Origin of the sequence: Streptomyces sp. V2I9, from assembly GCF_030817475.1 — a bacterium.
In the GTDB taxonomy this organism is placed as follows: domain Bacteria; phylum Actinomycetota; class Actinomycetes; order Streptomycetales; family Streptomycetaceae; genus Streptomyces.
This window is the reverse complement of sequence record NZ_JAUSZJ010000002.1, coordinates 2,577,343-2,600,690: the sequence shown is the minus strand read 5'-3', so window position 1 is coordinate 2,600,690 and position 23,348 is coordinate 2,577,343. Positions and strand designations below refer to the sequence as shown.

The 23,348-nt window shown below is 71.6% G+C and carries 21 protein-coding genes; 8 read left to right on the top strand and 13 right to left on the bottom strand.

The window, feature by feature from the left end:
* Window positions 1–68 precede the first annotated feature (68 nt).
* Window positions 69–881 carry a trans-aconitate 2-methyltransferase gene (locus QFZ71_RS11305; RefSeq protein ID WP_307668124.1) on the top strand — a complete coding sequence of 271 codons (813 nt, stop codon included), beginning with the start codon at window positions 69–71 and terminating at the stop codon, window positions 879–881.
* Window positions 878–1,255, top strand: a complete 378-nt coding sequence (locus QFZ71_RS11300) for a VOC family protein (RefSeq protein WP_307668123.1) — start codon at window positions 878–880, stop codon at window positions 1,253–1,255. Before QFZ71_RS11305 ends, QFZ71_RS11300 begins: the two co-directional genes overlap by 4 nt.
* Before the next feature lie 12 nt (window positions 1,256–1,267).
* Here QFZ71_RS11300 and QFZ71_RS11295 read toward each other — a convergent pair whose 3' ends face one another.
* Window positions 1,268–1,954, bottom strand: a complete 687-nt coding sequence (locus tag QFZ71_RS11295; RefSeq protein WP_228990896.1) for a TetR/AcrR family transcriptional regulator — start codon at window positions 1,952–1,954, stop codon at window positions 1,268–1,270.
* Entirely contained in the window at window positions 1,951–2,937 is a 987-nt protein-coding gene (locus QFZ71_RS11290) for a fatty acid desaturase (RefSeq protein ID WP_307668122.1), read from the bottom strand. The genes QFZ71_RS11295 and QFZ71_RS11290 overlap by 4 nt, the downstream gene beginning before the upstream one ends.
* Window positions 2,938–3,331: 394 nt before the next feature.
* Here QFZ71_RS11290 and ppc point away from each other — a divergent pair, with 394 nt between their 5' ends.
* A complete protein-coding gene (gene ppc, locus QFZ71_RS11285; RefSeq protein ID WP_307668121.1) occupies window positions 3,332–6,061 on the top strand; it encodes a phosphoenolpyruvate carboxylase in 2,730 nt (909 codons plus the stop codon).
* A 17-nt stretch (window positions 6,062–6,078) separates the two neighbouring features.
* Here the strand turns inward: ppc and QFZ71_RS11280 are convergent, their stop codons facing one another.
* The 6 genes from QFZ71_RS11280 to QFZ71_RS11255 all read right to left on the bottom strand — a co-directional run bounded on the left by QFZ71_RS11280 (window position 6,079) and on the right by QFZ71_RS11255 (window position 11,936).
* Window positions 6,079–6,549 (bottom strand): hypothetical protein, encoded by a 471-nt coding sequence (locus tag QFZ71_RS11280; protein ID WP_307668120.1) that lies wholly within the window; start codon window positions 6,547–6,549, stop codon window positions 6,079–6,081.
* 239 nt (window positions 6,550–6,788) lie between these two features.
* Window positions 6,789–7,382: an aminoacyl-tRNA hydrolase gene (gene pth, locus QFZ71_RS11275; protein WP_307668119.1), complete on the bottom strand. Its 594-nt coding sequence runs from the start codon at window positions 7,380–7,382 to the stop codon at window positions 6,789–6,791.
* Between the two features lie 143 nt (window positions 7,383–7,525).
* Window positions 7,526–8,116, bottom strand: a complete 591-nt coding sequence (locus tag QFZ71_RS11270) for a 50S ribosomal protein L25/general stress protein Ctc (protein WP_307668118.1) — start codon at window positions 8,114–8,116, stop codon at window positions 7,526–7,528.
* A 206-nt stretch (window positions 8,117–8,322) separates the two neighbouring features.
* On the bottom strand, window positions 8,323–9,300 hold the full coding sequence (locus QFZ71_RS11265; RefSeq protein ID WP_307668117.1) for a ribose-phosphate diphosphokinase: 978 nt from the start codon (window positions 9,298–9,300) through the stop codon (window positions 8,323–8,325).
* A gap of 126 nt (window positions 9,301–9,426) precedes the next feature.
* A complete protein-coding gene (glmU, locus tag QFZ71_RS11260) occupies window positions 9,427–10,869 on the bottom strand; it encodes a bifunctional UDP-N-acetylglucosamine diphosphorylase/glucosamine-1-phosphate N-acetyltransferase GlmU (RefSeq protein WP_307668116.1) in 1,443 nt (480 codons plus the stop codon).
* A 182-nt stretch (window positions 10,870–11,051) separates the two neighbouring features.
* Window positions 11,052–11,936, bottom strand: coding sequence for a hypothetical protein (locus tag QFZ71_RS11255; RefSeq protein ID WP_307668115.1), 885 nt, complete (start codon window positions 11,934–11,936; stop codon window positions 11,052–11,054).
* 156 nt (window positions 11,937–12,092) lie between these two features.
* On the opposite strand from QFZ71_RS11255, the gene QFZ71_RS11250 reads away from it, so the two are divergent.
* Window positions 12,093–13,418, top strand: a complete 1,326-nt coding sequence (locus QFZ71_RS11250) for a sensor histidine kinase (RefSeq protein ID WP_307668114.1) — start codon at window positions 12,093–12,095, stop codon at window positions 13,416–13,418.
* Between the two features lie 109 nt (window positions 13,419–13,527).
* Here QFZ71_RS11250 and QFZ71_RS11245 read toward each other — a convergent pair whose 3' ends face one another.
* Complete coding sequence (locus tag QFZ71_RS11245) at window positions 13,528–14,028, bottom strand: SUKH-3 domain-containing protein (RefSeq protein ID WP_307668113.1); 501 nt, start codon at window positions 14,026–14,028, stop codon at window positions 13,528–13,530.
* Window positions 14,029–14,038: 10 nt separating this feature from the next.
* The gene (locus tag QFZ71_RS11240; protein ID WP_307668112.1) at window positions 14,039–14,563 is read right to left on the bottom strand and encodes a YwqJ-related putative deaminase; all 525 of its coding nucleotides are present in this window, start codon (window positions 14,561–14,563) and stop codon (window positions 14,039–14,041) included.
* 236 nt (window positions 14,564–14,799) lie between these two features.
* Between QFZ71_RS11240 and QFZ71_RS11235 the strand changes: the two genes are divergently transcribed.
* From QFZ71_RS11235 to QFZ71_RS11220, 4 genes are all read left to right on the top strand, one after another.
* Window positions 14,800–15,777, top strand: coding sequence for an SMI1/KNR4 family protein (locus QFZ71_RS11235; RefSeq protein ID WP_307668111.1), 978 nt, complete (start codon window positions 14,800–14,802; stop codon window positions 15,775–15,777).
* Between the two features lie 5 nt (window positions 15,778–15,782).
* Window positions 15,783–18,302: an SUKH-4 family immunity protein gene (locus tag QFZ71_RS11230; protein WP_373465106.1), complete on the top strand. Its 2,520-nt coding sequence runs from the start codon at window positions 15,783–15,785 to the stop codon at window positions 18,300–18,302.
* A 253-nt stretch (window positions 18,303–18,555) separates the two neighbouring features.
* Window positions 18,556–19,527: a cellulose-binding protein gene (locus QFZ71_RS11225; protein ID WP_307668109.1), complete on the top strand. Its 972-nt coding sequence runs from the start codon at window positions 18,556–18,558 to the stop codon at window positions 19,525–19,527.
* Window positions 19,528–19,740: 213 nt separating this feature from the next.
* Window positions 19,741–20,892 carry a cytochrome P450 gene (locus QFZ71_RS11220; RefSeq protein WP_307668108.1) on the top strand — a complete coding sequence of 384 codons (1,152 nt, stop codon included), beginning with the start codon at window positions 19,741–19,743 and terminating at the stop codon, window positions 20,890–20,892.
* A 56-nt stretch (window positions 20,893–20,948) separates the two neighbouring features.
* Here the strand turns inward: QFZ71_RS11220 and QFZ71_RS11215 are convergent, their stop codons facing one another.
* From QFZ71_RS11215 to QFZ71_RS11205, 3 genes are read right to left on the bottom strand one after another with little or no spacing between them, the layout of a single operon-like run.
* Window positions 20,949–22,277, bottom strand: coding sequence for a cytochrome P450 (locus tag QFZ71_RS11215; protein ID WP_307668107.1), 1,329 nt, complete (start codon window positions 22,275–22,277; stop codon window positions 20,949–20,951).
* Entirely contained in the window at window positions 22,274–22,888 is a 615-nt protein-coding gene (locus QFZ71_RS11210) for an ATP/GTP-binding protein (protein ID WP_307668106.1), read from the bottom strand. Before QFZ71_RS11210 ends, QFZ71_RS11215 begins: the two co-directional genes overlap by 4 nt.
* A complete protein-coding gene (locus QFZ71_RS11205; protein WP_307668105.1) occupies window positions 22,869–23,225 on the bottom strand; it encodes a DUF742 domain-containing protein in 357 nt (118 codons plus the stop codon). The genes QFZ71_RS11210 and QFZ71_RS11205 overlap by 20 nt, the downstream gene beginning before the upstream one ends.
* Window positions 23,226–23,348 lie beyond the last annotated feature (123 nt).

Below are 23,348 nucleotides of genomic sequence, written 5' to 3'. Positions count from 1 at the left end.
CCTCGACATGAAGTCTCTTGAGTTCAAGTGTCTTGACATCAAGAAATATCTGGCGTGATCCTCTTCCCATGACCCCACCCGACCGCCCCGCCTGGGACCCGCAGCAGTACCTGCGCCACGCGGACCACCGCACCCGCCCCTTCCACGACCTCCTGGCCCGCGTCGGGGACCTCCCCGGCCATCCGGCGCCCCGCATCGCCGACCTCGGCTGCGGCGCGGGCAACGTCACCGCCCTTCTCGCCGACCGCTGGCCGCGGGCCCGGATCACCGGCTACGACACCTCGCGCGAGATGCTCGCCGAGGCCACCGCCCACGCCCGGCCCCCGCTGCTCGACTTCGCCGAGGCCGACGCCGCGACCTGGGAGCCCACCGAGACGTACGACCTGATCGTCTCCAGCGCGGCCCTCCAATGGATCCCCGGCCACGCCGCCCACTTCCCCCGCTGGCTCGACGCCCTCACCCCCGGCGGCATCCTCGCCTTCCAGGTCCCCGGCAACTTCACCGCCCCCAGCCACACCCTCCTGGCCGGCCTCCGCACATCCGACCGCTGGAGCCCCCTGCTCCACGGCGTGGGCGACCGCACCGCCGCCGTCCTGGAACCCGCCGACTACCTCACCCGCCTGCGGGACCTCGGCTGCACGGCCGACGTCTGGGAGACCACCTACCTCCAGACCCTGCCCGGCGACGACGCGGTCCTCGACTGGGTCAAGGGCACCGCCCTGCGCCCCGTCCTCACCGCCCTCGCCGGCGACCCCGAAGCCCGCGACGCTTTCGTCGCCGCCTACCGCGACCTGCTGCGCGAGGCGTACCCGCCCGGCCCGTACGGCACGGTCTTCCCGTTCCGCCGCATCTTCGCCGTCGCCCGGAAGGAGCAGCCATGACCACCCGTGCCGGCCTCGTCGCTGTCGACCACGTCCAGCTCGCCGCCCCGCCCGGCTCCGAGGACGCCCTGCGCGCCTTCTACACCGGCGCCCTGGGCATGACCGAGATCCCCAAGCCCCCGATGCTCGCCGCCCGCGGCGGCTGCTGGTTCGCCGCCGGCCCCGTCCAGCTCCACCTCGGCATCGAACAGGACTTCCGCCCCGCGAAGAAGGCCCATCCGGGTCTGCGCGTCACCGGCATCGAGGCGTACGCCGCCCGCCTGGAGTCCCACGGAGTGGAGGTCACCCGGGACGACGGCCTCCCCGGCCACCGCCGCTTCTACGCCCACGACCCGGTCGGCAACCGCCTGGAGTTCCTGGAGCCGGACGCGTGACCGCCCACGCGATCAGCTCTTCCGGTGCCCTATCAACCGCGGCTTCGCCTCCAGGTTCTCCAGCCCGTGCCAGCACAGATTCACCAGATGGGCGGCGACCTCGGCCTTCTTCGGCTTGCGCACGTCCAGCCACCACTGGCCGGTCAGCGCCACCATCCCCACCAGCGCCTGCGCGTACAACGGGGCCAGCTTCGGATCGAACCCCCGCGCCTTGAACTCCAGGCCCAGGATGTCCTCCACCTGCGTGGCGATATCACTGATCAACGACGCGAACGTCCCCGTCGACTGCGCCACCGGCGAATCCCGCACCAGGATCCGGAAACCGTCCGTGTACGACTCGATGTAGTCCAGCAGCGCGAACGCCGCCTGCTCCAGCAACTCCCGCGGATGACCCGCCGTGAGCGCCCCCGTCACCATGTCCAGCAACCGGCGCATCTCACGGTCGACCACCACCGCGTACAGGCCCTCCTTGCCGCCGAAGTGCTCGTACACCACCGGCTTGGACACCCCGGCACGCGCCGCGATCTCCTCCACCGACGTGCCCTCGAAGCCCTTGTCGGCGAACAGGGCGCGGCCGATGTCCAGCAGCTGCTCGCGGCGCTCCTTCCCCGTCATCCGGACCCGACGGGCCCGCCGAGAGGGGGAAGTCCTGCTCTGCTCGCTGTTCGTACTGGAGTCGGTCGCCACGTCGTCAATCATGCCGCGTCGGCCGGAACACGCGTGCGCCGGGAGTCGATACGCGCGGCGTCCGGCCACCGCACGTCATGGGCCCAGCCCAGCACCTCGAACCAGCGGATCAGCCGGGCGCTGGAGTCGATCTGGCCCCGCATCACCCCGTGCCGGGCACTCGTCGGATCCGCGTGGTGCAGGTTGTGCCACGACTCGCCGCACGACAGCACCGCCAGCCACCACACGTTCCCCGACCGGTCACGCGACTTGAACGGCCGCTTGCCCACCGCGTGACAGATCGAGTTGATCGACCACGTCACGTGGTGCAGCAGCGCGACCCGCACCAGCGAACCCCAGAAGAACGCCGTCGCCGCACCCCACCACGACATCGTCACCAGACCGCCCACCAGCGGCGGAATCGCCAGCGAGACGATCGTGAACGTCATGAAGTGACGCGAGACCGCCCGGATCGCCGGGTCCTTGATCAGATCGGGGGCGTACTTCTCCTGCGACGTCTGCTCCTCGTCGAACATCCACCCGATGTGCGCCCACCACAGGCCCTTCATCAGCGCCGGCAGGCTCTCCCCGAACCGCCACGGCGAATGCGGGTCACCCTCCGCGTCCGAGAACCGGTGGTGCTTGCGGTGATCGGCCACCCACCGCACCACAGGGCCCTCCACCGCCAGCGAACCCATCACGGCCAACGCGATCCGCAACGGCCGCTTCGCCTTGAACGAACCGTGCGTGAAGTACCGGTGGAAACCGATCGTGATCCCGTGGCAGCCGATGAAGTACATCGCCACCATCAGACCGACGTCCAGCCAGCTCACCCCCCACCCCCACGCCAGCGGCACCGCCGCCACCAGCGCCACGAACGGCACCACGATGAACGCCAGCAGCGCGAACTGCTCGACCGTCCGCTTCTTCTCGCCACCCAGCGTGGCGGGGGGCAGCGGCGCCGCCACCACCTCGGACGGTTCGGTCACATCGATCACAGGGGGAGTACTCGGCACAGGGATACCTCGGAGGGTGAGGGAGAAGGCACGGACCGCCGTGGCTACGGTTCCGTAACCTACGGCTTGGTAAGTATGGCAGTGACGGGCACCACAACACGAGAGGCCGGTCCCACCCGTCACCCGCGGTAGCCCACCCGCCACCGGGGTAGGGGATACCCGCCCGGGTCCGTCCCGGCGGCGACCGCACCCCCTCGGGGCACCGGACACACCGCCTGCGACGACACCTATCCTGGGAGGGTCGGACAGCGCGGTCCGCACCCGCTCGTCGGGGCGTGGCGACAGCACCGCTGCCAGCCGCAGGGCCCCGGACCCCGCCACCCGCCCCACGGCCACCCACGTGGGGACGGCGAAGCGAACGCACCTCCTCATTCACTGCAAGGAGCCGCACACTGTGAGCAGTGCCGACCAGACCCCTGCCGCCAGCCCCGCGCTGCGCGCCGACATCCGCCGCCTCGGCGACCTCCTCGGCGAGACCCTCGTACGCCAGGAGGGACAGGAACTCCTCGACCTCGTCGAACGGGTCCGCGCCCTGACCCGCACCGACGGCGAAGCCGCCGCCGAGCTCCTCGGCGACACGGACCTGGAGACCGCCGCACAGCTCGTGCGCGCCTTCTCCACCTACTTCCACCTCGCCAACGTCACCGAGCAGGTCCACCGCGCCCACGAGATGCGCGACCGCCGCTCCGCCGAAGGCGGCCTCCTGGCCCGCACCGCCGACCGCCTCAAGGACGCCGACCCCGAGCACCTGCGCGAAACGGTCAAGAACCTCAACGTCCGGCCCGTCTTCACCGCCCACCCCACCGAGGCCGCCCGCCGCTCCGTCCTCAACAAGCTGCGCCGCATCGCCGAACTGCTCGAAACCCCGGTCATCGAGGCCGACCGCCGCCGCCTCGACCTCCGCCTCGCCGAGAACATCGACCTCATCTGGCAGACCGACGAACTCCGCGTCGTCCGCCCGGAACCCGCCGACGAGGCCCGCAACGCCATCTACTACCTCGACGAACTCCACGCCGGCGCCGTCGGAGACGTCCTGGAGGACCTCGCCGCCGAACTGGAACGCGTCGGCGTCGAACTCCCCGCCGGCACCCGCCCCCTCACCTTCGGCACCTGGATCGGCGGCGACCGCGACGGCAACCCCAACGTCACCCCCGCCGTCACCTGGGACGTCCTGATCCTCCAGCACGAACACGGCATCACCGACGCCCTGGAGATGATCGACCACCTCCGCGGCCTCCTCTCCAACTCCATCCGCTACGCCGGAGCCACCGAGGAACTCCTCGCCTCCCTCCAGGCCGACCTGGAACGCCTCCCCGGCATCAGCCCCCGCTACAAGCGGCTCAACGCCGAGGAGCCCTACCGGCTCAAGGCCACCTGCATCCGGCAGAAGCTCGTCAACACCCGCGAACGACTCGCCGAAGGCACCCCCCACCGCCCCGGCTGCGACTACCTCGGCACCGCCGAACTCATCGCCGACCTCGAACTCATCCAGACCTCCCTGCGCGAGCACCGCGGCGGCCTCTTCGCCGACGGCCGGATGGACCGCACCATCCGCACCCTCGCCGCCTTCGGCCTCCAGCTCGCCACCATGGACGTACGCGAACACGCCGACGCCCACCACCACGCCCTCGGCCAGCTCTTCGACCGGCTCGGCGAGGAATCCTGGCGCTACGCCGACATGCCCCGCGACTACCGGCAGAAGCTCCTCGCCAAGGAACTCCGCTCCCGCCGGCCCCTCGCACCCACCCCCGCCCCCCTCGACGCGGCCGGCCAGAAGACCCTCGGCGTCTTCCACACCATCAAGGAAGCCTTCGAACGCTTCGGCCCCGAAGTCATCGAGTCCTACATCATCTCCATGTGCCAGGGCGCCGACGACGTCTTCGCCGCCGCCGTCCTCGCCCGCGAAGCCGGACTCCTCGACCTCCACGCCGGCTGGGCCAAGATCGGCATCGTCCCCCTCCTGGAGACCACCGACGAGCTCAAGGCCGCCGACGTCATCCTCGACGCCATGCTCGCCGACCCCTCCTACCGCCGCCTCGTCTCCCTGCGCGGCGACGTCCAGGAGGTCATGCTCGGCTACAGCGACTCCTCCAAGTTCGGCGGCATCACCACCTCCCAGTGGGAGATCCACCGCGCCCAGCGCCGCCTCCGCGACGTCGCCCACCGCTACGGCGTACGCCTGCGCCTCTTCCACGGCCGCGGCGGCACCGTCGGCCGCGGCGGCGGCCCCTCCCACGACGCGATCCTCGCCCAGCCCTGGGGCACCCTCGAAGGCGAGATCAAGGTCACCGAACAGGGCGAGGTCATCTCCGACAAGTACCTCATCCCCGCCCTCGCCCGCGAGAACCTGGAACTGACCGTCGCGGCCACCCTCCAGGCCTCCGCCCTCCACACCGCACCCCGCCAGTCCGACGAAGCCCTCGCCCGCTGGGACGCGGCCATGGACACCGTCTCCGACGCCGCCCACCGCGCCTACCGCAAGCTCGTCGAAGACCCCGACCTGCCCTCCTACTTCCTCGCCTCCACCCCGGTCGACCAGCTCGCCGACCTGCACCTGGGCTCGCGGCCCTCCCGCCGCCCCGGCTCCGGCGTCTCACTCGACGGCCTCCGCGCCATCCCCTGGGTCTTCGGCTGGACCCAGTCCCGCCAGATCGTCCCCGGCTGGTACGGCGTCGGCTCCGGCCTCAAGGCCCTGCGCGAAGCCGGACTCGACACCGTCCTCGACGAGATGCACGAGCACTGGCACTTCTTCCGCAACTTCATCTCCAACGTCGAGATGACCCTCGCCAAGACCGACCTGCGCATCGCCCGCCACTACGTCGACACCCTCGTCCCCGACGAGCTCAAGCACGTCTTCGACGCCATCGAGGTCGAACACGCCCTCACCGTCAGCGAAATCCTGCGCATCACCGGCGGCGAGAAGCTGCTCGACACCAACCCGGTGCTCCAGCAGACCTTCTCCATCCGCGACGCCTACCTGGACCCGATCTCCTACCTCCAGGTCTCCCTGCTCGCCCGCCAGCGCCAGGCCGCCGAGAGCGGCGAGGAGCCCGACCCCCTCCTCGCCCGCGCCCTGCTGCTCACCGTCAACGGCGTCGCGGCAGGACTCCGCAACACCGGCTGACCACCGGGGCGGCCCCGCTACAGCGCGACGAACGTCGCCACCAGCAGGGCCGCCCCCGCCAGCCCCACCCCCCACGCCGTACGCGCCATCCGCAGCCCCCCGCCGATCACGCACGCCGCCAGCAGCAGCGCCCCGCCCAACGGCACCCAGGCATGCAGAAAGCCCGGCACCCCCGTGCGCACCACCGCATCGGAACCGGGCTTCACCACCACGGGGAAACGATCCCCCTCCCGCGCCGCCACCGAACGGTCCACGGACACCCGCGCCCGCTCCCGCGACACCGCGTCCGGCTCGAACGAACCGGTGCACGCCTCCTCGCCGCACCCCGTCACCGTCACGACCCCGTGATCCCGGCCCGTGGCCAGAACGATGTGGTGCGCGGTCTCCCACGACGACCACGCACCCGCCACCAGCAGCACCAGGGCGACCAGCCCCATGGCCACCCGCCGGCCCGCGACCGCCGCACGCTGGGAAGAGCTCCGTTTCATGGGGGCAGATCCTTGGCCAGATCCGCACCCCCGGTCAACCCACGACCGGGAAACGCCCCACCGGCAACGGGAATGTCAGGAGTTGTACGCGCCGGTCACGAACACGGGGATTCGCTGCGCGGGAGTCGCCCACGCCGGTCAGGGAAGACGCGGCCCACCACCCGGGGGTGATCCGCCACCCGGGGGCGACCAGCCACCCGGGGGGGGATACGCCCGTCACGAACGCGGGGGCCCGCCGCTCACGCGTTGTACGCGCTCTGCGCCCGCTCCAGCCCCTCCGCCAGCAGACACTCCACCGCGTCCGCCGACCGGTCCACCAGGAACGCCAACTCCTTGCGCTCCGTCGACGAGAAATCCTTCAACACGAAATCCGCGACCTGCATCCGCCCCGGCGGCCGCCCGATCCCGAACCGCACCCGGTGGTAGTCCGGACCCATCGCCTTCGTCATCGACTTCAGCCCGTTGTGCCCGTTGTCCCCACCGCCCAGCTTCAGCCGCAGCGACCCGTACTCCACATCCAACTCGTCGTGCACCGCCACGACATGGTCCAGCGGCACCTTGTAGAAGTCCCGCAGCGCCGTCACCGGCCCACCCGACAGGTTCATGTACGACATCGGCTTCACCAGCACCACCCGCCGGCTCGCCGGACCCGGCGGACCGACCCGTCCCTCCACCACCTGCGCCTGCGCCTTCTGCGCCCGCTTGAACTTCCCGCCGATCCGCCCGGCCAGCAGATCGACGACCATGAACCCGACGTTGTGCCGGTTCGCCGCGTAATCGGGGCCGGGATTGCCCAGCCCCACGATGAGCCAGGGGTCGGTGGCGTCGGACATCAGCGCTCGGTCTCCTCATACGCGTACAAGCGGGACAGCAGGCGAACGGGGCGGCGGCTCCCGGAAGGGAGCCACCACCCCGTCGGTCAAGCAGGTGGAACACGTCACGCGGCCGGAGCCGGCACGACGGAGAGGGGAGAGGCTCAGGCCTCGGTGCTCTCGCCCTCGGCGGCCTCGCCCGCGGCCGGCTCCTCGGCCTGCGCGGCGACGACCTGGATCACGATGGCGTCCTCGTCACCGGCCAGGACGGAACCCTTGGGCAGCGCGATGTCCTTGGCGAGAATCGAGTCACCGGCGTCCAGACCCGCGACGGAGACCGTCACGGACTCGGGGATGTGGGTGGCCTCGGCCTCGACCAGCAGCGTGTTCTGGACGAACTCCAGCAGGTTGGCGCCCGGCGCCAGGTCGCCCTCGGCGTGCACCGCGATCTCGACCTCGACCTTCTCGCCGCGCTTCACGGTCAGCAGGTCGACGTGCTCGATGGTGCCCTTGAGGGGGTGACGCTGCACGGCCTTCGGGATGACCAGCGCGTCCTTGCCGTCGATCTCCAGACCGATCAGCACGTTGGCCGTACGCAGCGCGAGCAGCAGGTCGTGACCCGGCAGCGTGACGTGGACCGGCTCGGCGCCGTGACCGTAGACGACACCGGGAACCCGGTCGGCGCGACGGACACGACGGGCGGCGCCCTTGCCGAACTCGGTACGGACCTCGGTGGCGAGCTTGATCTCAGCCATGGTTGCACTCCTCGTCAGATGGGGTGAGCCGTCGGAAGACGGAACACGAACGGTCACCCGGCCCACGACAGGCCTGCTACGAAGAGCGCGTCGATAACGGACCGCCGTACACAGGTACGGCCTCCCTCGCCGAGCAACTCGCTGAGTCTACCCGGCGGGGAGGCCGCACCCCAAAGTGGATCAACCGAAGGCGATCAGTCCTCCGGTCAGCCCTGCTCCTCGAAGAGGCTCGTCACCGAACCGTCCTCGAACACCTCACGCACCGCACGCGCGATCGTCGGCGCGATCGACAGCACCGTGATCTTGTCCAGCTCCAGCTCACCCGGCGTCGGCAGCGTGTCCGTGAACACGAACTCGCTCACCTTCGAGTTCTTCAGCCGGTCCGCCGCCGGACCCGACAGCACCCCGTGCGTCGCCGTCACGATGACGTCCTCCGCCCCGTGCGCGAACAGGGCGTCCGCGGCGGCGCAGATCGTGCCACCCGTGTCGATCATGTCGTCCACCAGCACACAGACCCGGCCCTCGACGTTGCCGACGACCTCGTGGACGGATACCTGGTTCGGCACGTCCTTGTCACGGCGCTTGTGCACGATCGCCAGCGGCGCGTCCAGCCGGTCGCACCAGCGGTCGGCGACCCGCACCCGGCCCGCGTCCGGGGACACGACCGTCAGCTTGGTGCGATCGACCTTCGCGCCCACGTAGTCCGCCAGGATCGGCAGCGCGAACAGGTGGTCCACCGGGCCGTCGAAGAAGCCCTGGATCTGGTCCGTGTGCAGATCGACGGTGAGAATGCGATCCGCACCCGCCGTCTTCATCAGGTCCGCCACCAGACGGGCCGAGATCGGCTCACGGCCCCGGTGCTTCTTGTCCTGACGGGCGTAGCCGTAGAACGGCACGATCACCGTGATCGAACGGGCCGACGCGCGCTTCAGCGCGTCCAGCATGATCAGCTGCTCCATGATCCACTTATTGATCGGAGCCGTGTGGCTCTGGATCAGGAAGCAGTCCGCGCCACGGGCCGACTCCTGGAACCGCACATAGATCTCACCATTGGCGAAATCGAACGCCTTCGTCGGCACGAGACCGACTCCCAGCTGATGGGCGACCTCCTCGGCAAGCTCGGGGTGGGCGCGGCCGGAGAAGAGCATCAGTTTCTTCTCGCCGGTCGTCTTGATCCCGGTCACAGCACAGTCTCCTCAGACGTGTATCTGGCGCCGCACGCATAGGTCCCGATGTGCAACGAGCCAGCCGAAATGGGGTGAGCATCTATCACGGTACGCCGTCACCGGCGCACCTGTTTCCGGTCAGCTTTACCCGTCGGTCTCCCGCACCGACGCCTGAGCCGCCTGCGCGGCGGCGCTGCCCGGCCGCTTCCGGGCCACCCAACCCTCGATATTCCGCTGCTGGCCCCGTGCCACGGCCAGCGAACCGGCGGGCACGTCCTTGGTGATGACCGACCCCGCGGCGGTGTAGACCCCGTCCCCGACCGTGACGGGTGCCACAAACATATTGTCCGAACCGGTACGGCAGTGGGAACCGATCGTCGTGTGGTGCTTGGCCACCCCGTCGTAGTTCACGAAGACGCTCGCCGCACCGATGTTGGTGTGGTCGCCGATCGTCGCGTCCCCCACATAGCTGAGGTGGGGGACCTTCGTCCCCTCGCCGACCGTCGCGTTCTTCATCTCCACGTACGTGCCCGCCTTGGCCTTCGTCCCCAGCCGGGTCCCCGGCCGCAGATACGCGTACGGGCCCACCGACGCCCCCGGCCCGATCTCGGCCGAATCCGTCACGGAGTTGTCCACGCGCGCCCCGGCCCCGACCGCCGTGTCCCTCAGCCGCGTGTTGGGCCCCACCTCGGCGTCCTCCGCGAGGTGGGTGGTGCCCAGCAGCTGCGTCCCCGGATGCACGACCGCGTCCCGCTCGTACGTCACCGTCGCGTCGATCAGCGTGGACGCGGGGTCCACCACGGTCACGCCCGCCAGCATCGCCCGCTCCAGCAGCCGTTCGTTCAGCAGCCGGCGCGCCTCGGAGAGCTGGAGGCGGTTGTTGATGCCGAGGATCTCGCGGTGGTCGCCCGCCACGCACGCCCCGACCCGGTGCCCGGCCTCGCGCAGGATCGAGAGCACGTCGGTGAGGTACTCCTCGCCCTGGCTGTTGTCGGTGCGCACCTTGCCCAGCGCGTCGGCCAGCAGCCGCCCGTCGAACGCGAACACCCCGGAGTTGATCTCCCGGATCGCCCGCTGCTCGTCGGTGGCGTCCTTGTGCTCCACGATCTCGGTGACCGCGCCGGAGGCCGCGTCGCGCACGATGCGCCCGTAACCGGTGGAGTCGGGAACCTCGGCGCTCAGGACGGTGACCGCGTTGGCGTCGGCGGCGTGGGTCGCGGCGAGGGCGCCGAGCGTCTCGCCGGACAGCAGCGGGGTGTCGCCGCAGACGACGATCACGGTGCCGTCGACGACCCCGCCGAGCTCCTCCAGCCCCATGCGGACGGCGTGGCCGGTGCCGTTCTGCTCGGCCTGGAAGGCGGTGCGGACGGGGGCCTCGCCGGCGTTCAGGTGCGCGGTGACCTGCTCGCTGGCGTGGCCGACGACCACGACGAGGTGCTGGGGTTCCAGCTCACGGGCGGCGGCGACGACATGTCCGACGAGCGAGCGCCCGGAGATCTCGTGCAGGACCTTGGGGGTCTTCGACTTCATACGGGTGCCCTCACCCGCTGCGAGGACGACGACGGCTGCCGGGCTGGTTGCGCTCACGGATGTGCCCTTCGGCTTCGGGTGGTGGTCATCCGCAGGATACCGGGGGTGTTTCCACCGGAAACGGGGGCGGGCCCCGACCGGTGTGGTCGGGGCCCGCGTGCAGGAGCTCCCCCACCAGGATTTGAACCTGGACATACGAGACCAAAACTCGCAGTGCTGCCTGATTACACCATGGGGGATCAATTCCCACCGAACCGGACATCATGTCGGTTCGCCGGATCAGCACCCAACACTATGCCGTACCAGGAGCCCTCGATGCGACGGTACAGGTCCGCGCTTTTCAGCACGCGCACCACGAGACAGCCCCGGTAGTCCTCGTTGACGTTCCTCCGGTTCGTCTTCGGGGAGTGCTTCTTGAGCGACGTCTTGCCGAAGGCTGCCGACTCGGCGCCCGTGAGTTCGGCCCAGAATCGCTCGGCTCCCGCCACATCTGCCGACTCGTGGATGTGCACGTGGAAGCGAAGGTGCTGGTCGTCCACTCCCAGGAGCCGCAGCCAGGCGAGGAAGACCCTGATCATGCCGGGGTCGCTGTTGACGAAGGTGACCCGCTCCTGGGTGCGGTACGGCTTGGACTTGGAGCCCTCCGCCCAGTAGAGGCCGACGCCCAGCAGGAAGAGCTCGCGCTCGGTCAGGGTGCCGATCTCCTCTGCCGCCCTCTGCTTCGCCGCCCGGCGCTCGGCGTCCCGCCGCTGGAGGGTCGCTTCCCAGCCGCGCCGCCCGATGGCGGAGGACTCCTCCCGCGTCCGGCTGCGTTCCGGCTTCGGCAGGTCCCGTACCCAGAGCGAGATCGACCCCTTCGAGCACCCCAGCTCCACCTGGATCCGGTCGTAGGTCATCCCCTGGAGGCGGAGCTCCCGCGCCTTGGCCCGCAGGTCGTCCTTGGCGTTCGGGCGCCTCGTCCACTCCGGGGCCGGTTCGCCCCGCAGGAGGCGGTTGAGGAGGTCGTTGTTGTCGACGTGGAGCCGGTCGCGGATCTGCCGGCGGCTCAGCCCCTCCTGGCGCAGCGCCACCGCCCGGGCGCGTAAGCCCTCGAAGTCGGCGTACTTGCCTGTGGTTTCCGTCATACGGGGATCGTCGTCCGGAATGCGAACGTCCGGGTCGAAAGCATGGGCGATTCGCCATTTCGGGCGATCGGCATGTGTTTCGTGCTTGTTCGAACGTGGCACGTGCTGTTGCCGGTCACCCGAAAACGAGGTGCGTCCGCCCGTAGGCTGGATGCCATGACCGCAACGGGGGCAGACCGGGAAGCGGCGGGATCGACCACCCGCGGCTACTGGTGGTGGGAGCGGCGGCGGAGTGTCGCCCTGGACGTGGGACTGGCGCTGGTTTCGGCGCTGGAGTGTGGCCTGGAGGGGGTGGAGTTCGCCGGGAACACCGGGTTGCCGGTGCCGGTGGGGGTGGCGGTCGGGCTGTTGGCGGGGTCGGTGCTGCTGGTGCGTCGGCGGTGGCCGATCGCCGTGGTGCTCGTGACGATCGCGATGACGCCCGCCGAGATGGGTTTCCTGATGGCCCTGGTGGGCCTGTACACGCTGGCCGCGTCCGAGGTGCCGCGCCGGATCACCGTCGTGCTGGCGGGGATGGCGCTGGTGGGGACGTTCATCGTCACGTACGTGCGGCTGCGGCAGAGCGTGGCGGAGCAGGCTGATTTCGGTCCGGGGGACTGGTACGTCCCGCTGATGTCGGTCGTCATGGCGGTGGGGCTGACGGCCCCGTCCGTGCTGTTCGGGCTGTACATAGGGGCCCGGCGCCGTCTGATGGAGAGCCTGCGGGAACGGGCGGATTCGCTGGAGCGGGAGCTGTCGCTGCTCGCGGACCGGGCCGAGGAGCGGGCCGAGTGGGCGCGTACGGAGGAGCGGACCCGGATCGCGCGGGAGATGCACGACGTGGTCGCCCATCGGGTGAGTCTGATGGTGGTGCATGCCGCCGCGCTCCAGGCGGTCGCGCCGAAGGACCCGGCGAAGGCGGTGCGTAACGCGGCGCTGGTGGGGGACATGGGGCGGCAGGCGTTGACGGAGTTGCGCGACATGCTCGGGGTGCTGCGTACGGGGGAGGCGTTGACGGCGCCGGTGGCCGCGGGCGGGGTGCCGTTGGCGTCGGTGCGGAAGGCGGCCGCGGAGGCCGCTGCCACGGTGGCGTCGGAGGAGGGGCCCCGCCTGCGTGAGCTGGAGGGGCTGGTGGCGCAGTCGCGGCAGGCGGGGATGGTGGTCGAGCTGTCGGTGGACGGTGAGGCGAGGCCGTATCCGCCGGAGGTGGAGCAGACGGCGTTCCGGGTGGTGCAGGAGGCGTTGACGAACGTGCACAAGCATGCTGCGGGTGCGAAGACGTGGGTGCGGCTCGCGCATCGGGGTGCGGAGGTCGCCATGCAGGTGGAGAACGGTCCGTCGGATGTGGCGGTGGCGGACGCGGGGCTGCCGAGCGGGGGGAACGGGCTGGTGGGGATGCGGGAGCGGGTGCTGGGGCTGGGGGGTGTCTTCGTGTCGGGTCCGACGGAGGCGGGGGGCTTCCGGGTGTCGGCGGTGCTTCCGTGCGGTCCGGGTGAGGTCTGAGCCGCCTCCGGACGTCGTGGGTGGCGGGGCCGCCGGCCTGGTGTTGTCCGTCCGGTGCGTGAGGGTCGGTGCGGGCTGCCCGGTCGTGGTGGGCCGGCGGGCCGTGGGGTCAGGATGAGGTCAGGCGGGGCGGCTGGGTGCCGGTGATCAGGGTGGCGAGGGCTTCGTCGATGTCCTGGCCAAGGAACCAGTCGCCCGTGTGGTCGATGCTGTAGACGCGTCCTTCGGTGTCGATGGCCAGGACCGCCTGTTCGTCGCCTTCGGCTCCGAGTGGGCTGACCTCCGTCTCGAGGGCGCGGCCGAGGTCGCCGAGCGTGCGGGCGAGGTGGAGGCCGCTCAGGGGGTCGATGCGGACGGTGGCGGGCGCGATGTGGCGGCCGGAGGCGGAGGCGGTGAGGTGGAGGCCGCCGAACTCCGCCCATGCCTCGACGGCGGCCGGGAAGACGGCGTGCCGGTGGCCGGCCGGTGAGGCGTGGGAGCGCAGGGCGTCGGCCCATTCCTCGGCCTGGCGGATGTCCCAGCGGCCGGGCTGCCAGCCGGCGTCGCGCAGGGCGGCGTCGACGGCGACGGGGAAGCGGGTGGTGGAGGTGTGCTGCCTGCGGTCGTGCATGGGTGGGCGGTCAGCCCTTCTCGGCGGTGGTCGCGGCGCCGGTGGTGGTGAGGTCGACGGGGCGTACGCCGAAGTGGGACAGGAGGGCGGTGCAGGACCGGCAGGGGGGTGCGTAGGTGCCGTGGAGGGGGTCGCCGTCCTCGCGGATGCGGCGGGCGGTGATCCGTGAGTGTTTGAGGGCGCGGCGTGCTTCCCCGTTGGTGAGGGGTTTTCGCTGGGCGCGTTTGGAGCGTCCGCTCTCGGCGGCGGTGAGCTGGCGGGAGAGCAGTATGGCTTCGGGGCAGCGCCCGGTGAAGCGTTCGCGCTGGCCGCTGGTGAGGGCGTCGAGGAAGTCCTGGACGAGCGGGTGGAGCACGGGTGGCTGGTCGCCCTTGCCGGCGGTGCAGGTGAGCGTCTCGCCGCGGACGGACAGCGCGGCGGCCACGGCGGGGAGGATCCCGTCGCGGCGGTGGACCAGTCGGGGCGTTCGGCTGGTTTCGGTGCTGCTCCAGCTGAGGCGCGGATCCCCTGGTGTGATGGTTTGTGCGGTTTGCATCGTGCTGACGTCCCTCCCTGCAATCCCCCGAGTTGCGGGGACAGCCTGCCAAATGTGCCGGGTGGTGGGGAAGCTGGGTCGGGGAAACGGGGCCGCGTGTCGCGGGAAGGGGTGGTTCCGCCGCCTCACCGTCATGTGGATGTGACCGTTCGTGACGGTATCGGCGGGGCCGGGGGTCCCTGTTGCCTCACCGCTTAGGCTGTGCGGAACACCGGACGCAGCAGGGGGCATCAGCCATGACGACAGGTCGGCTCGGGCAGCAAGCCGCGCCACCGAACGCCGCCTACACCGGGCAGGTCGTGAACTTCCCGGACCCGGTCCGGGCGTCCCGTCACCCCGGAGGGGTGCGGATGGACGGGAGCGGTCACCCGGTCTTCTCGCCGTACGCGCGTGCCGCGGCCGAGATCGCGGATCCGCCTCCGGGTTTCGGTATCGACGAGCTGCGTCTGACCGATTACGTGTCGGCGAACGCGGCGATGGCGGCGGCCGGGCACGACCTGTGGGACACGATTCCCGCGGTGGCGACCCCGCACGGCTGGACGTGGCACCACGTGGCGGGTGGCCGCCGGATGGAGCTGGTGCCGGTGGAAGTGAAGGCGCTGCTGCGTCATCACGCCGGTCTGGCGGGTACGGACGTGGACCAGGACCGGCGCGGTACGCGCCCGTTGCAGGAGACCCGTCCGGCGCATTTCCGGCTGCCGAAGGGGGCGGTCGCGGTGAGCGAGCAGCAGGTGCAGGGGGTCGAGGAGGATCTCGGGTACCGGCTGCCGGGCGCGTACCGCTCGTTCCTGAAGGCGGGGGGTGGTGCGGCTCCGGTGGGCGTGGCGTTGGACGCGGAGCTGGGGCTGCTGGTGGACCAGCCGTTCTTCACGGTGCGTGACGAGGCCGGGATGAACGACCTGGTGTACGTGAACAAGTGTCTGCGGGATCACTTCACGAAGGATTACCTGGGTGTGGCGTTCGTCCAGGGCGGGATTCTGGCGGTGAAGGTGCGCGGTCGGAGTCCTGGTTCGGTGTGGTTCTGCCCGTACGACGATGCCCGGGACCGGGACGGTTGGAGTGTCCAGGAGCGTGTGGAGCGGCTGTTGCTGCCCTGCGGTGAGGACTTCGACGTGTTCCTGCAGCGGCTGGCGGGCAATCCGCCGGAGCTGGAGACCGTGGCGAACCTGATGGTGGACGGCGGCTTCGCGCGCGTCGTCCCGGTGGAGGGGTGAGCGCGGTGGTGACTTTCGCGCAGGCGCAGGAGCGGGCGGACGAGTGGGTCAACGGTGACGTGCCCGCGTATCAGCACCGTGAGGTGCGGGTCCGTGAGTTCGATCTGGGTTTCGTGGTGTGGGCCGAGGACCGGCCGGAGGGCCCCGTGTCGGACGGGGGCCGTCAGCGGCTGGTGATCGCCCGTGACAGCGGTGAGGCGACGTTGTGGCCGGGGTTGCCGGTGGGTGAGGTGATCCGCCGGTACGAGGAGGAGTACGGGGTGGCGGCCGGGGTGCCGGACCCGGCTCCGGAGCCGCCGCAGCGGGTGGATCTGAACCAGACGTCGTTCCTGTTGACGCCGCCGGAGTGGCTTCAGGAGGCGGCGGACAAGCTGGGGATTCCGGACCATCGTGCGGAGCGGCGCGAGGCGGCAGCGGCGGGTACGGAGGCGGACGGGGCGTCCGCCGGTGCGTCCCCGGCCGCCGGGTCGTCCTCTTCCGTGACTCCGTCCCCGGATGCGGCTTCGTCCGCGTCGGTGCCGGGCGGGGAGCCCGCCGGGGGCGTGACGCCTCCCTCTTCTCCTCCGTCACCTGCCGCCGGGGGCTCCGCCGCGTCGTGGCCCGCCGCGGGGGGCCACGACGGTTATGAGCCCACGGCCTCGGACGGGGTGCCGGCCGGGGCGACGCCCTGGGCGGGTACGGACACCAACTCCGACTCCGACGACGGGGCGGTTCCGCTGCCCGCGACGGTGTTCGCGCCGCCGCTGGCGGGGACGGACGACGAGGAGGCCCCGCCGCCGGTCGTGTCGGCCGAGGCGCCCACCGCGCTGATGGCGGGGGGCAGCCGGCTGCCGCGTACGCAGGTGGCGCCGGCCCTCCGGCCGGACGGAGTGGCACCGGGTGGGGCGGGGGACGACATCGCGGACGCGGCCACCAGCAAGGCCGTGGTGCCGCCGCGCGGGGGGCGTGGGGGCGGTCCGGCGACTCCGCCGCCGCCCGCTCCGCCGGGCGTTCCGGGGATGCCGCCGGGTGCGACGCCGCCGCCCTCGGGTCCGGGTGCGCCCGGTGCTCCGGCGGGCGGGTACGTACCGACACAGCTCGTCTCCCAGCTCGGCCCGCCCGGTGCCGTTCCGCCGGGTCCGCCCGGTCCGCCGGGTGCCACGCCGCCTCCCGGTCCGCCGTCTCCTCCCGGTCCGCCTGCCTCTCCGGGCGCCACGCCGCCTCCGGGTGGCGGGGTGCACCATGCCGCGACGATGCTCGCGGACGGGAGCAGCATCGGTGCGGGCGTTCCGGGCGCGCCCAGGCCGCCGGGCCCTCCGGGTGCTCCTGGCGCCCCGCAGCCGCCCGGTCCGCCGGGTCCGCCGCCGGGTTCCACGCCGCCTCCGGGTGGCGGGGTGCACCATGCCGCGACGATGCTCGCCGCGCCGGGACAGGTCGGTCCGCCCGGTCCGTCCGGTTCGGTGCCGCAGCCGCCGGGTCCGCCGGGTCCGCCGCCGGGCGGGCACGTGCCGCCGCCCGGTGGGCACACCCCGCCGCCTGCGGCGTACGGCTATCCGCAGCAGGCCACCGGTCAGCCGACCGTGGGCCCCGGCTACCAGGCCGTGCTGAGGTTCCGGGCGCCGGACGGCAGCGAGCAGCAGCTGATCCGCCGCTCGGCGCCGGGCACCCCGCACCCCGAGTGGCAGATGCTGCACGAGCTGCGGGCGATGAACGTGCCGCCGCAGCAGGTGATCGAGCTGCATACGGAGCTGGAGTCCTGTGAGCTGCCGGGTGGGTACTGCGCGCGGATGATCCGGGAGACCTGGCCGCAGGTGCGGATCACCAGCGTCGCCCCGTACGGCACGGACCACGCCAGCCGGCAGCAGGGCATGCAGCATCTGCTGACGCACCAGGGTGAGCTGCACCAGGTCGCGGACGGCCCGGCGCGGCCCGCTCCGGTGCGGGCGCCGCTGCCGCAGATGCCGCCCTCGCCCGCGCTGCCGCCGGAGGCGGTGGCCGAGGAGCTGGCGCAGGCGTTCGGCCCGCAGGGCATCCTCCGGTTCGACCAGCGGGCGGTGTCCCGTCAGGGAGTGCCGGAGGTCGTCGCGCGCACGCTGGTGTGGGCGGGGCTGCCCGCCGATTTCGGGCCGTTCTTCTGGGCGCAGCCGGGGCAGCCGGTGGTGCCGACGCTGGGTGAGCTGGCGGCGCAGCGGCAGGTGCAGGCGGCGCCGGACGCGGGGTCGTACCTGGTGATGGGTACGGACTTCGGCAGGGCGATCTGTGTGCAGTACGGGACGGCGAACATCGTGGCCGTGCCGGTGGAGGCGGGGCCGGGCGGGCAGTCGGTGCCGCCGCAGTTCGTGAACACCGGGCTGCCGGAGTTCGTGCGGTCGATGGCGCTGCTGGGCCGGATGTGGCGGCTGCGGTTCGGTCTGAACCCGGAGCAGGCGGGGCGGTGGACCGTCGATTTCCAGGCACAGCTGGTAGCGCTGGACCCGGCGGCGCTGGCGTCGCCGGAGAGCTGGTGGTCGGTCCTCCTGGAGCAGATGTGGGACGGCTTGATCTGACGGCTCGACGGGCGGGTCCGGCGGCGTGATTCCGGCGGCCCGTTCGCGGCGCCCGGACCCTGATGGGTCCGGGCGCCGCGTCGTGAGCGGGTGATGCCGGTTCGCCCGGTTCTGTGATGCCGATCGCTTCCGGCCGGAATGCCGCTGATCGATTCCGACTTCCGACACGAATTGCCGCATCCTTGACGTATCGCGGGCGTCGTGGTGCGGCCGCGCGTGTCGGTGGGTCGTTGCTCGGAGAGAGGCTTCAGGGATGAGTGCTGGTCCGGTGTCCGCGTACGACGTCGTCGGGTTGCGGGGGCGTGGTTACCGTCCGGACCAGGTGGACCGGGCGACGGTCACCCTGACGGCCGAACGGGACCGGGCGCTCGCCGAGGTCGCGCGGCTGACGGACCGGGTGGAGGAGCTGGCCGCCGAGGCGGCCCGGCTGGCGGAGACCGTCGCTGCGCTGCCCGTCCAGGACTACGCGGAGCTGGGGGCGCGGGCGCAGCGGATTCTGGCCCTGGCCGAGGAGGAGGCGCACGCGCTGGAGTCCGAGGCGGTGGCGGCGGGCCGGACGATGCGGGACGAGGCCGAGGCGGCGGGCCGGGCGGCCGGGGACGCGGCGCGCGAGGCGGCCGACGCGGTGCGCGCGGCGGCGGAGCTGGCGGCGGCGGAGCGGGTGGCCGCGGCGGTCGAGGAGGCGCAGGGCCTGGTGGCGGCGGCCCGGCAGGACGCCGAGGAGGCGCGGTCGGTGGCGGCCGCGGTGATGGCGCAGACCCGTGACCGTACGGCGGGTGAGCTGGCCCAGCAGGAGCGGGAGCACCGGGAGCGCCGCAAGGCGGCCGAGGAGGCGATGGCGGCCGCGGAGGCGGAGCTGGAGGCGCGGCACGCGGAGCTGACCGGGCGGGCCGAGGCGCTGCTCGCGGAGGCGGGCCGGGAGCTCGCCGCCACCCAGGAGGCGGCCCGGCACGGCCAGGAGGACGCGGAGGCGCGGGCGGCGGAGCTGCTGGCCGGGGCGCGGGTCCGCGAGGAGCGGGTGGTCCGGGAGACGGAGCGCGTCCTGCGGGAGCACGAGGAGGGCCGCGACGAGGTCCAGGCCCATATGGCGCATGTGCGCAGCTCGCTGGCGGCGCTGACGGGGCGGGTGACGTCGTCGGCGGAGGAACCGGAGGAGGAGCCGGCGGAGGAACCGGAGGAACCGGCGGAGGAACCGGGGCAGCGGGCGCGGCGGGCTGAGGGCTGAGGGCTGAGGGCTGAGGGCCGAGGACTCCGGGACCGGATCCGGGCCGGCCGCAACGGGTGGCAACTCTTGACGAACGCGTGTTCTCAGGAGCAGATGGAAGCGTTCAGTTCACACGTATCCGTTCCCGTTCAGCAGGGAGGGTTCATGTCGGTCCCGGCGCCGGACATTCTGTCACCCGAGTTCGAGAGAGATCCGTACGCGGCCTATCGCGCTATGCGGCAGGACGCACCGCTCCTGTGGCACGAGGCCACCAGGAGTTACCTCGTCTCGCGTTACGAGGACGTCGAACGCGTCTTCAAGGACAAAGCCGGTGAATTCACCACCGAGAACTACGACTGGCAGATCGAGCCCGTGCACGGGCGGACGATTCTCCAGCTCAGCGGGCGCGAGCACGCCGTACGCCGGGCTCTGGTCGCTCCCGCCTTCCGCGGTGGCGACCTGCGGGACACGTTCTTACCGGTCATCGAGCGCAATTCGCGTGAATTGATCGACGGGTTCCGGCACTCCGGTTCCGTCGACCTGGTCGCCGACTACGCCACCCGTTTTCCCGTGAACGTCATTGCGGACATGCTGGGGCTGGACAAGTCCGACTACGAGCGATTTCACGGCTGGTACACGGCTGTCATCGCATTTCTCGGTAATCTCTCCGGCGATCAGGACGTGGCGCGGGCGGGTGAACGTACGCGCGTCGAGTTCGCCGAGTACATGCTGCCGATCATCCGCGAGCGGCGCGAGAAGCCCGGCGACGACCTTCTGTCGAGGCTGTGCACCGCGGAGGTCGACGGTGTCCGGATGAGCGACGAGGACGTCAAGGCGTTCTGCAGCCTGCTGCTGGCCGCCGGTGGGGAGACCACCGACAAGGCCATCGCCGGGATCTTCGCCAATCTGCTGAAGCACCCCGAGCAGTTGGAGGCGGTCCGCGCCGACCGGAGCCTGATCGCCCGCGCCTTCGCCGAGACCCTGCGCCACACGCCGCCGGTGCACATGATCATGCGGCAGTCGGCGTCGGAGGTGGAGCTGAGCGGCGGCACGATACCGGCGGGAGCCACGGTGACCTGCCTGATCGGCTCCGCCAACCGTGACGAGGAGCGCTACCGGGACCCCGACACGTTCGACATCTTCCGCGAGGACCTGTCCGCCACGAACGCCTTCTCGGCGGCGGCCGACCACCTCGCCTTCGCGCTCGGCCGGCACTTCTGCGTGGGTGCTCTGCTGGCCAGGGCCGAAGTGGAGACCGGCGTCGGCCAGTTGCTGGACGCCATGCCGGATCTCCGGTTGGCCGACGGGTTCGTCCCGGTCGAACACGGTGTCTTCACCCGCGGGCCGCAGAGCCTGCCGGTCCGGTTCACGCCGGTCTCCGGCTGATCCGCCGCCCCTTCGCCGCGCGGGCGGGTGCCCGCGCGGCGAAGGGGCGGCGCGGCCTACTGCGCCACCGGGCTGAACCGGACCGGCAGTTCGGAGAGCCCGCGCATCCAGATCGACGGCCGCCAGGACAGCTCCTCGGGCTCGACCGCCAGCATCAGGTCCGGCAGGTGCTCCAGCAGCGTCTCCACCGCCGTACGGGCCATCACGTCGGCCAGCAGCGGCGCGGGGTAGGGGCAGCGGTGTTCGCCGCCGCTGAACGACAGGTGGGCGGAGTTCTCGGCCCCGACGTACGACTCCGGCCAGATCTCCGGGTCGGTGTTGGCCGCCGCGAGGCCCAGGACCAGGCAGTCGCCGGCCCGGATGTGCCGTCCGCCGAGCTGGGTGTCCCGTACGGCCCAGCGGCCGATGAAGTTCTGCGTCGGGGTGTCCAGCCACAGCACCTCGTTGAGCGCCTCGCCGACGCTGAGCCGGCCGCCGGAGACGTTCACCGCGAAGCGCTCGTCCGTCAGGAGCAGCCGCAGCGTGTTGCAGATCCAGTTGGCGGTGGGCTGCTGGGCGGCGGCGATCACCGAGATCAGGTCCTGGACGATCTCCTCGTCCGTGAGGCCCGCCTCGTGCGTCACCATCCGCGAGGTGACGTCCGGTCCGGGGGCCGCCCTCTTGTCCTCGACCAGCCGGCGCAGCCGCTCCCCGACCCGCCCGTACGCGGCCACCGGGTCGTCCCCCTCGCCGGCGTCCAGGGAGATCCGCAGATCGTCCACCAGCCTCTGGGTGTCCTCGCCCGACACCGGCATGCCGCACATCTGGACCACGGCCCGCATCGGCAGGGCGTGGACGTAGTCGCGCATCAGCTCCGTCCGGCCGCTGCCGGAGAAGCCCGCGATCAGCCGGTCCGCGATCCGCCGGCAGTCGCGCGCCAGCTCGAACTGGTCCACGCCCTCCAGGGCCTCGGTGATGACCCCGGCCCGGCGGCGGTGCTCGTCGCCCTCGGTGAACAGGACCGATGGCTGGTACCCGACGAACGGCATCAGCGGCCAGTCCGGCGGAATGCTGTCCCACTGGTTCCAGCGGCGCGAGTCCCGTGCGAACAGCTCGTCGTGCGTGGTGACGTAGGACAGTTCGGAGTAGCCGAGCACCAGCCAGGCCGGCACGTCCCCGTCCAGCAGGATCGGCGCCACCGGGCCGTGCTCCCGCCGCAGCGACCGGTAGAGCTCGGTGGGCGTCCGCTGGTACGAGGCCCCGGCGAGGCGTACCGCACCGGAACCGCCGCCGACCGGGCAGCCGGAGGCGGCGGCGGGCGCGGGGGCCGCAGGAGCAGCCGAGGCGTCGTTCGGGTCGAAGGACGGGCCGACGGCGACGTCGTAGGGGAAGTCGGAGGTGCTCATGGGGTCGTCTCCCGTGCGATGGCCATCGTGCGCAGATGGTCGACGAGCGTGATCAGTACGTTCTTGCTGGACTTCCGGACCCGTGCGTCGCAGTCGACCATCGGGACGTGCTCGGGCAGCGCCAGGGCCTGACGGATCTCGTCGAGGGAGTGGTGGCCGTCGTCGTCGAAGCGGTTGACCGCCACCACGAACGGGGTGCCGTGGTGCTCCAGCCGGTCGATCGCGTACCAGGAGTCGTCCATCCGGCGGGTGTCCACGAGGACGACCGCGCCGAGGGTGCCGGAGAACAGGCGGTCCCACAGGAACCAGAACCGTTCCTGGCCCGGCGCGCCGAACAGGTACAGCACGATCCGCTCGTTGAGGCTGATGCGGCCGAAGTCGAAGGCGACCGTGGTGGTCGTCTTGGCGTCGACGCCGTTCGTCTCGTCGACGCCGACGCCCGCCTGGGTCATGACCTCCTCGGTGTTCAGCGGCCGGATCTCGCTCACCGAGCGGACGAGTGTCGTCTTGCCGACGCCGAACCCTCCGACGACGACTATCTTCAGGCCGGTCTCGGCCGCGGCGGCCAGCGGTGTGCGCCGGGCCGGCAGTTCACAGCTTCCGGAGACCATGGAGCACCTCCATCAGCAGTTCGGAGTCGGGGAGGTCGGAGACGGAGACGGCCGCGCGCGGGTGGCGGGCGGTGATCCGGCCCATGACGTGGAGGTCGTCGAGAAGGATGCGCACCACGGTGACGGGGAGGGCGAGTTCGGCGGCGATCTCGACGACGGCGGTCGGGTGGGTGCACAGGTGGAGGATCCGCGCGTGCTCGGACTGCATGCCGGTGGTGGGCCGGCACTCGCTGACCACGAGGGTGACCAGGTCGAAGGAGTCCGCGGCGCGGCTGCGTCCGCCGGTGACCGTGTAGAGCCGGTCGGGGGACCCGGTGTCGACGGGCGGACGGGTCACGACTCCCTCCCCGGCGACGAACTGCCTCCGGGCGACGCGCCTCCCGGTACGGTGCTTCCGGGCGCGGGGCTTCCCGGCAGGACGCCCCCCGGTGCGGCGCTCCTCCGTACGGGGCCGGTGCCG